The 13981-nt window shown below is 56.9% G+C and carries 4 protein-coding genes; all 4 read left to right on the top strand.

Annotated elements, in window-relative coordinates; translation table 11 throughout:
- The first annotated feature begins 47 nt into the window (after positions 1 to 47).
- The 4 genes from NB063_RS00850 (at position 48) to NB063_RS00835 (ending at position 13920) form a co-directional block, all read left to right on the top strand.
- Positions 48 to 1355, top strand: coding sequence for a 3-keto-disaccharide hydrolase (locus NB063_RS00850; protein WP_250926833.1), 1308 nt, complete (start codon positions 48 to 50; stop codon positions 1353 to 1355).
- Positions 1356 to 1542: 187 nt separating this feature from the next.
- Positions 1543 to 3207, top strand: a complete 1665-nt coding sequence (locus NB063_RS00845) for a cation:proton antiporter (protein ID WP_250926832.1) — start codon at positions 1543 to 1545, stop codon at positions 3205 to 3207.
- 844 nt (positions 3208 to 4051) lie between these two features.
- Positions 4052 to 6370, top strand: a complete 2319-nt coding sequence (locus NB063_RS00840) for an AMP-binding protein (protein WP_250926831.1) — start codon at positions 4052 to 4054, stop codon at positions 6368 to 6370.
- Positions 6367 to 13920, top strand: coding sequence for a type I polyketide synthase (locus NB063_RS00835; RefSeq protein ID WP_250926830.1), 7554 nt, complete (start codon positions 6367 to 6369; stop codon positions 13918 to 13920). The genes NB063_RS00840 and NB063_RS00835 overlap by 4 nt, the downstream gene beginning before the upstream one ends.
- The last annotated feature ends 61 nt before the right edge of the window (positions 13921 to 13981 follow it).

Raw genomic sequence — 13981 nt, 5'->3', positions numbered from 1 at the left:
AGACTGAGCCTCCCGTTCAGACATCACGAAATGAAGCGACCCTCTCCATGAAAACGTCTTTTTCGATATTGGCATGTCTCCTTTTGATCGTGTTGGTCGGAGATTTCGCTCTCGGGGCTGAGGCCGTTGTTGATCGACATCCGAATAACTCGGACAACGGCGGTTTGGCCGTCGACAAAGCGATTCGTGCGAGCGGGCGTGATGTGGCGGGCCGATTTGCGGGTTCCAAAAACCTAATGCCGCTGTTGGTCGCGACAGGAAATATTCAACCGCGAGCCCTCCTCGTGCAGCAAGCCGGTTCGACGCAAGAGGTGATGTATCGCCCAGCGGAGAAACGCCAGTTCAACGCCATTCACTCACCCGAACAAAAATTGCGGGTGGAAAAGATGCGAAACGAGTACATGGAGGTCTTGAACTCGCGGGGTCGGACTACTCATCAATTGGTGCAGGCCAAGGCGACGAAAGCGAACGCGGGGAAACCGGAGAACGAAACACCAATTTGGACAGACGCGAAAACGGCAGCCAAAGAGTTTCCCGGCTTCGCTCTTCTTGGTGAATACGTTCGTGGCGACGACGCGATCCAAGTCGTGCCGTGCGAGGGGCAGTACTACCTTTCGATCTATCGGGGCGGTTTGCCTGGTGCCGGTTGGGATCGTGGCAAGATCTTGCATGAGTGGTTAGATGCGAACGCGGTCAAGCAGCGGCTCAAGGGGTTTCGCAAGGTGGATCGATCGGCCTCACTCGATTTTCCTGAGCCACCGAGTAACGCGATTGTCTTATTCGATGGATCGGGAAAAGAGCATTGGGCGTTTGGGAAAGTTGAAAACGGCTTGCTTCAAGCGGGGGCCAAAACGAAACGAGAGTTTCAAGATTTTCGATTGCACTTCGAGTGCTCGATTCCGCTAAAGCCGGAATTGCCGTTGGCCCATCCAGGCCGCGGGAATAGTGGCGTCTTTGCGGTGGGAGCCTATGAGGTGCAGGTATGCGACACCTTCGGGGTGGACTTTGCACCGGATCGTTGGGAAATCGATCGCGTCATGAAGCATCCGGACACTTGGTGTGGGGCGATCTACGGCATCCGGGCGCCCGACACGAACATGTGTTTGCCGCCGCTGAGTTGGCAGTCGTTTGATATCGAGTTCACCGCCGCTCGCTTCGAAGACGGTATGAAGGTGACGGATGCTCGGATGACGGTGCATCAAAATGGAATGTTGATCCACGACGATGTTCCCTTGCCCGAAGGCACCGGTGGTGGCCCCAGCGGTCCACGTGCGGAAGTACCGCGAGGACCGATCTACGTGCAGAGTCACGGCAATCCGGTTCAATACCGCAACATTTGGGTCACCGAAAACTAGCTGCGTCTGAGGAGTGCCATTTTCCGGTGCATGTAATTGACGGAGACATTGTCAGCGTTCGAAGGAATGTTTTTTGCTGTCATCTTGAGGATGCGTGATTTGCTCGGTAACTCTATGCTGCCGCCATTGTTGGCAGATAGAGTTTTCCGACTCGCACGCTATTGCATTTCGCACTCAGGAGGAATTGATGGAGCTCTGGCCAATTCTTGGGAACATCGTTGTCCTTCTGGGAGCGTCGTTGCTGATTGGAGGTCTGTTTGCCCGGTTTGGTCAAAGTCCTCTCGTCGGCTATCTCTTGGCCGGCATGGTTCTGGGTGGTCCCGGCAGCATTCGGGTAATCAGTTCGGAGCACGAGATCGAAGCGATTGCCGAACTCGGTGTCGCCTTGCTGTTGTTCAGCCTTGGGTTGGAGTTTTCGATCGAACGACTGAGTAAGCTCGGTTCGAAGCCGTTGCTTGGCGGTGTTCTTCAGGTGGTGCTCACGATCGTATTGGCGGCTGCGGCGGTGTATCCCTTTGGGTTTTCGATCCGTGAGGCGATCGCATTTGGTGCGATGATCGCGTTAAGCAGTACTGCCGTGGTCCTACGCATTTTGATGGAACGCGGCGAGATCGAGATGCCACACGGACGAAACAGTTTGGGCGTCTTGTTGACGCAAGACATCGCGGTGGTGCCGTTGGCGTTGATGATGACCATCCTCGGTGGAGAGGGCACGCCCACTGAAATCGCATGGGAGCTCGGCAGGCTATCGGCGATGGCGAGCGGTCTGGTTCTGGGGCTACTTGTACTGGATAAGATCGCGGTGGTCGCGTTGGGAACGTTGACGTTGCAACGCAACCGCGAGCTGACGGTGGTGTTTGCGGTCGTGGCGGGATTGGGAGCGGCGTGGGCGTCCAATTTTGTGGGGATTTCCCCAGCACTCGGTGCTTTTGTGGCCGGGATGTTGTTGGGCAGTTCCGCGTTTGCGACTCAAATTCGTGCCGACATCTCGCCGCTTCGAATCGTGCTGCTGACGCTCTTTTTCGGGGCGGCCGGAATGGTGGCCGACCCGTTGTGGATTCTGGAAAACTGGTACATCGTCGGGTTGGTCGTGGTGCTCATCACGATCGGGAAGCTGCTCGTCACTTGGGCGAGTTTTCGGTTGCTCGGACAGTCAACGCGGGTGGCGATTGCAACCGGGGTTTGTCTGGCCCAGGTCGGCGAGTTTGCCTTTGTGTTGGGGAGCATCGGGCGAGTCAGTGGCGTTGTCAGCGAGGATCTCTACGCGCTGGTCGTTTCGGTCGCCATCGTTTCGTTCTTTCTAAGTGCATTCTTGGTTCCGGCGGCCGCTGAGGTCGGAAATTATGTGGCACAGCTATTTCGATCTGATTTTGCTCCCGCCCGCGAATCTTTCGAGGCAACTTCGGCTCCGGAAGTCATGATTATCGGTTTTGGGCCAGCGGGGCAGATCGCGTCCTGGCCGTTGGTGGACCAGGGCTTGAGAGTTACCGTCATCGACTTAAACCAAGACGGCGCTCGCAAGGCACGGCAGCTCGGGTTTGTCGGCGAGGTCGGTGACGCGACGCAAAGCGAGGTCTTGGAACACGCCCGAGTCCACGCATGCAAAGCCGTCGTGATCACGCTTCCTCATCACAGATCCGCCCTCACCGTCCTGGAGCACGTCAGAAGAGAGTCGCCACAGGCTCACGTGATCGTTAGGGCGCGTTACGAGCGGCATACCGGGGATTTCGTGGACGGGGGAGCTCACGTGGTCACTGGCGATGAGCAGAAAGTGGGCGAAAGCCTTGCCAGCCATCTGATTGAATGGTGTCGGACGGAAGATTCCGTGTCCCTCGAACTGGTTACGGCCTGAGCTTCCCGGTTTCGGAACGTCGATTTAATTACTGCGGGATTTCAAAAGTAGCGGAACGGCGCGAGCCGTCCGGTAACGCGAGACCAGACGGCTCGAGCCGTTCCGCTAAAAAGAGCACTAAAACAATCGACGTCCCCCAACCGGGCAGCGGCACTTTGCGCAAGAAGCACCGTGAACCGCCGGTCACACGTGGCTATTTTCGCCAGCAGGTGGATCCCCGGAGTTTCCCACTTTCCCACGTTCCCGCGTGCGTGACGATGTTACAGTGGCGATTTCCAGCGAACCGCCCAGGCTGACCCACGTTTCACCAGCAGCCTCATGGCCTTATCGGCGTGGATTCCGCGTTTCCCCGGCATGAAGGGTAGGCATTCTATCGCTCGCGGCTTGCGTAGGCTCAAAACCCGTAATAACCCGCCCCGGCTCGACGATTCTGTATCGGCAGTTGAGTTCAGATTTTTTTGTCAGGGTGCCATCTTCCGTTGTCACCAAGGGCACGCCGTTTGCCATGACACGCTTACCAGGTTGAAATAAGACAGTAAGAGTTTCTTTTTTTACGCCAGGGCAGGCCTCTCGGAAGGACACGTCTGATTGATTACAACGGTAAACTCTTCTGGGGGGAATGTTTGGAGGATGCCGCATCGGAAAAACCCAATTTAGCACGGAATGTCTAGACTAGGATGTTAAAGTGCATAAGCTAGGGGATGTTGTTCTGCTGCCCAGGATATGACGGATACAAGAGATAATCGGGGCAAGTTGTCCAGTAGGATTGCGATCGTGTTTATCGCAAAGGTGTTGATTTGAGCACCTGTTTTAATCGTTTGAACTCGCCAAGAACTTTTTTGCGATGAATAGTGTTCCTCCAGACGAATTTCCCCGCGCCGAGGGGCACGATGGGACCACTTTGGTCGACATTTTGATGTCGCGTAGCCGGTCGTTTCCCGACCGTCTCGCTTTTCGGTTTTTAGAAGACGAGATCGATTCCGCGACACTTACCTACAATGAACTGGATCAAGCGGCGCGGCAGATTGCAGCGGGGTTATTGAATCAAGTCAATCCTGGGGATAGCGTTGCATTGGTCTTCCCGCCCGGCCTCGACTTTATCAAGGCGTTTTTAGGTTGCGCTTACGCTGGCGTGTTGGCAATTCCGGCGACCTATCCCAAACCGCGGCGTCCCTCGGCACGTCTGTCGGCGATCGTCGACGACGCGCGTCCTGCGGCGATGTTGGCGACTCAGCGAGTTGTCGAATTACAGACCGATTCGGAGAATTCCGGACACTTGGGGAGCCAGAATTGGCTGAGCATTAGCAAGGTCGGTTCGGCGTCGGCGTCGCAGTGGAAAATGCCTGAGATCGGTCCGTCGAATACCGCGTTCCTGCAGTACACCTCTGGCTCGACCAAAGATCCGCGTGGTGTCGTGGTGAGCCATGGCAATATCATGCACAACCTCGAAATGATTCGTAAGGGGTTTGGGCTTTCGTGTGAGGCTGCGCAGGTCGGTGTTTCCTGGTTGCCCGCGTATCACGACATGGGATTGATCGGCGGTATTTTGGAATCGCTGTATGTCGGCGGGACGACGGTGTTGATGTCGCCGTTATCGTTCTTGCAGCGTCCTTCTCGTTGGTTACGTACGATCAGCAACTACCGCGCGGTTGTCAGTGGCGCGCCGAACTTCGCCTATGAATTGTGTTTGAAGAAGATTAAACCCGGCGAAATCGAAGACATTGACTTAAGCAGTTGGCGGGTTGCGTTTTCAGGTGCCGAGCCGATTCGATCGCTGACGATGCGACGGTTCGCCGAGAAGTTTGGACGGTATGGTTTTTCGGACTCCTCGTTTTATCCCTGTTACGGACTCGCCGAGGCGACGCTGCTGGTTACCGGCGGCCACGGTCCCGGCAAACTAGCCACGTGTGTCGTCGATCCTGAGGACCTACAGAAACGAGGGCATGTCACCATCGCGGACCCCAATGCGGTAGAATCGTTGGATGACGCTCACGACGGAATGGTCCGTAGTCAGCCGATCGAGTTAGTGAATTGCGGACGTCCACCGATGAATGAAGAGGTGCTGATCGTCGATCCTGAGACCCGTTTGCCGTGCGGTGAGAACCGTGTCGGCGAGATTTGGATACGTGGCCCACACGTTGCTCGTGGCTATCACGACCGTCCAGAAGATTCCGCCTTGACCTTCAACGGTCAGCTCGCCGATTCCGGTGAGGGCGGGTATCTCCGCAGCGGTGATCTCGGCTTTATCCGAGACGGTTCGCTGTACGTGACCGGTCGCCGCAAGGAGTTGTTGATTATTCGAGGGCGCAATCATTATCCGCATGATTTGGAAGCGACTGTGCAGAACTCGCACGAGAAGCTGATTCCCGGTGGAGGCGGTGCGTTCCTCGTTGAAAATGATGGTGGAAGTCACTTGGTCCTCGTGCAGGAGGTGGATCGCGGAACCTCGCATGCTGAGCGTGAAGCGATTATCCCTGAGATTCGCCGCAATGTGACGGCGGAGCATGATGTATTCGTCCATGAAGTGATTTTGATTCGGATGGGAACGTTGCCACGCACCACGAGCGGCAAGGTCCGATACGCGGACATCCGGGAACAATATCGCCGTGGCGAATTGCAAAGCGTCTGTCAGTGGTCGTTTGCGTCAACTGCGGGAGCAACGAAAACACAAGAAGGCACCAATGGGCAGTCAAGCGTCGCCGATCTGACCCAGTGGTTTAGCTTGTCAGAGATTGACGACGCGGAAACACTGGGTGAAGAGATTGAGACGTTGTTGACGCGTTGGTTGCGACAGGAATCCGACGCGCACGATACCGATTTCGACCCGCATCGACCGTTTGCGGACTACGGGCTTGATTCGCTCGCGTCGATGGAACTGATCGCGCAGCTTGAGAGCGGTCTCGATTTGAAATTGTCACCGACGATTGCGTGGACCTATCCCAGCCCGTCTACTTTGGCGCGTCATCTCGCCCACATGATCACGCGACGCAAGGAGAGTAGCTCCGCGAACAATCATGAATCTGACACGGACGCCGAAGCCGACGCCATGGATGAGCTGAGCGATCATCAATTTGACCAACTGCTGGCGGAACTCGAGCAGATGCCAGACAGTGCCGCCGCCGCCATGCTCGCTGCACAAGACCAGACGGAGCCTCGTCAATGAGTTCGACCTCGGAGCGAATGGCCAAATTATCTCCCGAGAAACTAGCACTCCTTAAAAAAGCGATGGGCGAGTCCGACCGGATCGCCGAACCCATCGCGGTCGTCGGGCTTGGATGCCGTTTTGCTGGGGCGGCCAACATTGCAGAATACTGGCAATTGATCCGCGACGGTTTAGACATGACCGGTGAGATCCCGGCGTCTCGTTGGGATGTGGACGCGTTTTTTGACGCTACCGGCAAGACGCCGGGGAAAATGACGACGCGTTGGGGGGGATTTCTTGATGACATCGACCTCTTCGATGCGGCGTTTTTTGGAATCTCACCGCGGGAAGCGGAGAAGATGGACGTCCAGCACCGGTTGCTGTTGCAGGTTGTTTGGGAGGCTCTCGAGTTTGGGGGCATTTCTCCAACCAGCCTACGCGAGTCGTCGACGGGGGTCTTCGTGGGCGTCGGCGGTACCGACTATTCACGAATCCCGGTGCAGTTGGACAATTATTTCGAACAGATCACCGCCTATTCGGGAACAGGCAACGCGCTGAGCATCGCGGCCAACCGGCTCTCGTACACGTTGGATCTACGTGGTCCGAGTATGTCGATCGACACCGCCTGTTCGTCTTCGTTAGTCGCTGCGCACTTGGCAATTCGTAGCCTGCGCAGCAACGAGTGTGATGCTGCGATCGTGGGTGGAGTCAACGCGATTCTGACTCCGGAAACGACGCTCGCGTTTACGCAAGCTCATATGTTGTCACCCGATGGCAAGTGTCGACCGTTTGACGACCAAGCCAACGGGTATGTCCGCGGTGAAGGGTGTGGCATCGTCATTCTCAAACGACTGTCCGACGCCGTCAGCAATGGCGACATGATTCTGGCAACGATCCGCGGCAGTGCCGTCAACCAAGACGGACTGACGTCCGGAATCACGGCCCCACGTGGGACTGCGCAAGTTGAGGTGATTCGTCGCGCGCTGCGTGATGCGCGGTGCAGCCCCGATGATGTTTCGTACGTCGAGGCGCACGGAACAGCGACGCCGCTGGGCGATCCGATCGAACTCGGTGCACTTGCGGAAGTGTTTCGTGCTCGGGGAGCCGAAGGGGAACAGCCGTGTTATCTCGGTTCGGTCAAGGCCAACATCGGGCACACCGAGACCGCCGCCGGGATGGCGTCCCTGATCAAGACGGTTTTGATGCTCAGCAATCAGACCATTCCCGCTCAAACGCATTTTCAAAAACTCAATCCACACGCCGGAATCGACCAAAGCCGATTGCAGGTGGCGCAGCAAATGATGCGGTGGAACGGCGTCAAAGGTGCGGCGATCGCCGGGATCAGCAGTTTCGGTTTTGGCGGAACGAACGCGCACCTAGTCCTCGAAGCGGCACGTGCTGCCGAAGTGGACAGCGCGTCAAATGGTCGGGGGACATTGACAGACGCTGCTGAACACAAGGTCGATCGGCCCAAGCATCTGCTGACGCTCTCAGCGAAATCACCAAAACAATTGCGGAACCTGGCGGGGCGTTTCAGCGAGTCGATTACCGACACGACATCCTATCCTTTGGCCGATGTTTGCTACACCGCTGCCGTGGGCCGAGCGGCGTTTAAACATCGGCTCGCCGTCTCGACGGGTGACGCGGCTGAACTGAAACAGATTCTTGCCACCTTTGCATCGGGCGAGAATTCCCGGCGGGTCAAGCAAGCGGCGGTCAAAGGCGACCGTCGGCGCAAGATCGCGTTCCTCTTTCCTGGCCAGGGTGCCCAGTCGCCCGGGATGGGCCGAGAACTCTTCGAGACGCATCCGGTTTTCCGTGAAGCGTTGGAGGCGTGCGATGAAATTCTCGCCGACTTGTTGCCGCACCGATTGTTGCACGTGCTCTACGAGGACCAATCGGACGAGCCGTTAATTCATCAAACGCAGTACACACAGCCTGCACTATTCGCGATCGAATACGCGATGTCGCGGTTGTGGCGTTCGTTCGGTATCGAGCCGACCGTGATGCTCGGCCACAGCATTGGCGACTACGTCGCCGCGTGCGAAGCCGGTGTGTTTTCGCTCCGTGATGGTTTGACCCTGATCGCCCATCGGGGGCGATTGGTTCAGAGTCTGCCGCGAGACGGATCGATGGCTGTCGTGTTTACCGACCGTGAACGTGTCGTCGACCTGATTTTGCCGTATGAATGCGATGTCGCGATCGCGGCGCATAACGGACCCGAGAGCGTTACGATTGCCGGACGGACGGAAGTCGTTACCGATTTGCTGAGTCAGTTCGAAACCGCCGGCGTGAAGACGCGAGCACTCGAAGTCTCGCATGCGATGCATTCGCCGCTATTGGATCCGATCCTCGATGAGTTCGAGCGTTTTGCCAGCGAGGTGACGTTCCAAAGTCCGAAGATCACGTTGATCTCTAGCCACGACGGAAAGAAACTCGACGATCGGGTTTGCCAACCTTCGTACTGGCGAAGCCACCTTCGGCACACGGTCTGTTTCGTTGACGCGACGCGAACACTCGAGGCATTTCCGCTCGAGGCGGCGATCGAAATCGGACCGGGAACCACGCTTTGTGGTTTGGCGAGCAGGATGTGGAGCAGCGAACCGATCGCTTGGTTGCCTTCGTTGCGTGCCGGTCGAGATGATTGGGACGTGATGAACGAGAGCGTCGCCGAGTTATTCGTTCGCGGCGTCAATGTCGACTGGAAAGCGTTCGATAAACCGTTTAGTCGTAAGCGAGTGGTTCTGCCGACGTATCCATTCGAACTGCAGCGACATTGGTACGATATGTCGCATTGGCAAGATCGTCGGACGAATGCGGTGTTGTCGATCGCGACGGGGGAAACCCATCCACTCGTCGGTATGCGATTGCCGATGGCGGGCGACAAGACCATCTTTCAACAAACACTCGAGGCCCAACATCCGGCTTTCCTCGATGATCATCGTCTCGATCAAACACCAGTCGTGCCGGCGGCCGCGTACATGGAACAGTCACTGGCGATCGCGAGGGAGCTGTTCGGCGCTGGTGCGCACCATCTGACCAATCTCGCCATCGACCAACCGTTGGTGCTCACGGGCGAGAATCGGCGTACGGTTCAATTGCATGTTGGTCCCGACCTGCGTGGTGAACGGTCGATTGAAATTTATAGCCGTCCTTACGCCAACGATCAGGACGTCGCCGAATCGTGGACACTGCACGCCTCGGGGACATTAAACAACGTTGCGGAAACCGATAGCGTGCCCGATGCGATGGACCCTGCAGCGATCATGCAGCGGATGACACACCGGATCGATGGTGAATCTTTCTATCGACGAATGGCCGCGTGCGGATTGCAGTACGGGCCGATGTTTCAAGTCGTGACTGAGTTGCATGCCGGCGCGGATGAATGTCTGTGCCAAATGCAGCTTTCCGAGCCGCTGCAGAAAGATCTCAGCGACTACATCCTGCATCCCGCCGTCATGGACGGTTGTTTGCAATCGATCGCCGGTGTCGTGATCGATCCCGAGGACGAGTCGGTTGCGGATTTGGTTTTGCCGACTCATGCCGAACGCGTGCGTGTGTATCGCGATCTCCCGGCGGGGCCGCTGTGGGTTTATACCCGCGGATCGAATGCCGCCAGCGCGACGGATACGTTTGACGCCGACATCGTGTTGCTCGCTGACGACGGGGCAGTCGTCGCGGAGATTTCTGGAGCGAGGGTCCAGCGGGTTGCGAAACAACGGTCATCGCGGCAAGCCAAACCGGAAGATTTGCTCTATCAGACGCATTGGCAAGCGTCGCCGCTCGCCTCGTCGGCGACGGACGATCGTGACCAATCTCGCCGATGGGTTCTATTTGCCGACTCGGCTGGATTGGCCGATCAAATGGCTGACCAATTCCGGCAACAAGGCGACGACGTTTGCGTCGTGCGTCCAGGGACAGAGTTCAGTTTCGCGTCGTCAGACGATGACGAGAAAGCGTCTTCGTGTGTGCTCAACCCACTTGAGCGTGATGACTACGAACGGCTGTTCGCCGAACTGGGGGAACGGTCCGATGGTCAGTTTTCGATCGTCAATATGTGGGGCATCGGAAAGTCGGAGGGCGATCTATCCGACGAAGCTGAGTTGGCTCACTCGATATGTTCACACGCTCTGCTGCTCCTGGCGACACTCGCAAAGACGTCCTCGGTCAAGATCGGACGAATCCACTGGGTAACGCGCGGCGCCAACGCTGTATCGGATATCGATGCCGTGATCCCATCACAAGCGTCACTGTGGGGGCTCGGGCGAACCGCCATCGTCGAGATGCCGCACCTGAAGCTGCGATTCATTGATCTCGATTCCTCTGAGTCGACGGACTCATCGATCGATTCATTGCGCAACGAATTGCTCGCAAACAAAAACGATGAGACTGCCGGTGAAGACCACGTTGCCTACCGAAGCGGTAGTCGGTACGTGGCCCGTCTCGAACGAGTGCCTGAGCTTTTTCAATCCACGCCGGGTTCACGCCAGAGCTTGCCAGCATCGGAGCGATACAGTCTCCGGTTGGGCGATTCGCCGAGCTTTGACGAACTGCATTATGTGCCCGTTGGTGGCAAGACACTTGCACCCAATGAAGTCGAGATTGAAGTCCGCAGCACCGGATTAAATTTCAGTGACGTGTTGAAGGCGCTCGGTTTGTATCCGGGTGTCAAAGACGAAATCGTCCCATTGGGGATTGAATGCGCCGGTGTGGTTTCGCGAGTTGGTGACGCGGTCGATCGTTTCCAACCCGGTCAACGCGTGATGGGCGTCGCACCGTATAGTTTCGCGTCTCACACGACGACTGCGGATTATGCGATCGTTGCGACTCCCGACAATCTGTCTGATGAAGACGCTGCGACGATTCCGATTACTTTTTTGACGGCGCATCACGCACTGTGTTCATTGGCACGATTGGGCAAAAACGAACGTGTGCTCATTCACGCCGGTGCCGGTGGTGTTGGGCTGGCGGCGATTCAAATTGCTCAGGCTGTTGGTGCGGAGATCTTTGCCACCGCCGGTAGCGATTCGAAACGCGAGTTTTTGCGTTCGCTCGGTGTTCAGCATGTGATGGATTCCCGGACGCTTGATTTTGCCGATGAGATACTTGAGATCACGTCGGGGCATGGTGTCGACGTGGTATTGAATAGCTTGCCAGGCGAGGCCATTACCAAGAGTCTTTCTATCCTGGCAGCGTACGGACGATTTTTGGAAATCGGCAAAACCGATATCTACCAAAACCGTCGCATTGGGCTGTGGCCGTTCCAAGACAACCTCTCCTATCACGCGATTGACCTCGACCGCATGTTGCGGCAGCGTCCCGACGATATTCAGCGTTTGTATTCCGAGATCGGGCCGCTGTTTGAAAAGGGCGTGTATCGGCCGTTGCCACTGACGTCGTTTGCGCCCGAAGCGATCGTCGATGCGTTTCGCTACATGTCGCAGCGAAAGAATATCGGTAAGGTCGTTGTTTCGTTCCCAGATCGTCAATCACAAAAGCAGCATGATGTTGCACCGGAGAGTGTCGAGGGCGAATTGCAATCTGGCGAACCTCGCGCCGCTTCACTCGCTGACGGTACCGTACTGATTACGGGCGGATTGGGAGCAATCGGTCGCCAGGTCGCGAAGTACGCGGTCACGCATGGTGCGTCGCATCTCGCGATCTTGACACGCCGTGGTGCGGACGACGTGAAAGAGGAACTGACGCAAATCGAAGCTCCAGGTGTTTCGGTCGTTGTTCTCCAAGGCGACGTGAGTGACCGGAGCAGTCTAGCCGCCGCCCTCGAGCAACTCCCCGCAGCGTTCCCAGCCATTCGCAGCGTCTTTCATGCGGCCGGTGTGTTGCGAGATGGATTAATGCAAACGATGGAACTCGACCACCTGCATGAAGCGATGGCGCCGAAAACCCGTGGGGCCTGGAATTTGCATCTGGCGTTAAGTGAACCGCTCGACTTCTTTGTGATGTTTTCGTCGGTTGCCGGAACAATGGGATCGCCCGGGCAAGGTAATTATGCCGCCGGAAACGCATTTCTCGATGCGATCGCTCTGCACCGACGTCGAATGGGCATGCCAGCGACATCGATCGCGTGGGGCCCTTGGGACGCGGAAGGGATGGCGGCGACGCCCGAGGTTCGCCGGCAGCTGGCCGAACGTGGCATGACTCCGCTTATGCCGCAGACCGCGATGCACGTGCTCGATCAGGCGATTCACCAAGACACGACCCCGTTCGCAGTCATGAACGTCAATTGGAGTGTTTTGCTTAGCAAGATGGTCGGAGGTGGACCGAGTTTGCTGAGCGCATTCCGAAGCAGCACGGAATCCGAGGAAAAAACGAAATCAAGTGGTGGACGCGATGAACGGTTGTTCGCGCGGTTGAAGGCGGCTGAACCCAACGAGCGTTTGATCGAACTCCAGTCGTTTGTTGCGACGGCGCTTGCGGACGTGATGGGAATCGATGCCGAGACGATCGACGCCGATCAGCCACTGGCGTCGCTGGGTCTCGATTCTTTGATGGGGATGGAGCTGCGTTCGAAATTGGAATCGCAGCTAGGTATCGAACTGCCGATGTCCGCGTTGTTTGACAACCCCAGCGTGCTGTCGCTGGCTCGTGTTGCGAGTTCAGCGTACGACGACGTGGCAAGCGACGCGGGCGGGGCGGCGGTGTCACAGACCGATCAGGCGTCGGCTGCGAAGCCAGCTTCATCGGGTGCCGTTCGTGCTGAACCTCGTTCGAAGCCGGGAATCGTGTCGCTCGGCGGGACGCAGGGCGAGGGCGCTCCTGTGTTCTGTTTGCATCCCGTTGGTGGTGACCTTCGTTGTTACGACTCGCTCGCCCGGACGATGAAAGATCGGCCAGTTTATGGGCTGCGTGCGCAAGGGTTGCAGGCCGGTTCGGTGGCACACGAGACGATGGATGCGTTGGTCAGCGATTATATCCAAATCATCCGAGAGACTTATCCCGAAGGCCCGTACAATTTGGTCGGTTGGTCCACCGGCGGTATTTTTGCCTACGAGATCGCGAGACGGCTGCAGGAGAATCAGCACGCCGTGCAATCGTTGATCATGATCGATTCGCCATTACCGGTCGTATTTGAGAGCGTGGATCTGGATGACAACGCGATGTTCTTGGTCGACCTCGTTGAATTCGCTAATTACTTCGCGGGCACATCGATGGAGATCACGTACGAGGCGCTTCATCAGTTGAGCGAAAAGGATGCCCTCGACTTCGTGCTGCGGTTGTCGATCGATCATGGTGTGTTGCCGGCGAAAACGACGCCAATGTATTTGGAACGTCTGATCAACGTCTGCAAACAGCACGTGAAGATTCTGCAGGGCTACCAGCCGCCGCCGAGTGACCTAGCGGCAGAAATGCTGCGGCCCGAAGTTACTGGTTTGCTAACGCACGCCACCGGACATTCGTTCGACGACGATCTCGGTTGGGGTAAGATCGTCCAATTGCGATTGCATCAGGTTTCAGGGCACCACTTCACGATGATGACGGCACCGAACGTTTTCTCCATGGCAGAGAAAATCAGTGACTTACTCAGTGAACCCAGCCTGCCTTCGATGTGAGATCGCGAGCACGCCAAGCTCAGATTGAACGCCGAATATTGACCTATCCTGTTAGACCCAT

The sequence above is a fragment of the Aporhodopirellula aestuarii genome (assembly GCF_023701485.1).
GTDB classification, from domain to species: Bacteria; Planctomycetota; Planctomycetia; order Pirellulales; family Pirellulaceae; genus Rhodopirellula; species Rhodopirellula aestuarii.
This window is presented reverse-complemented; position numbering and strand designations above follow the sequence as displayed.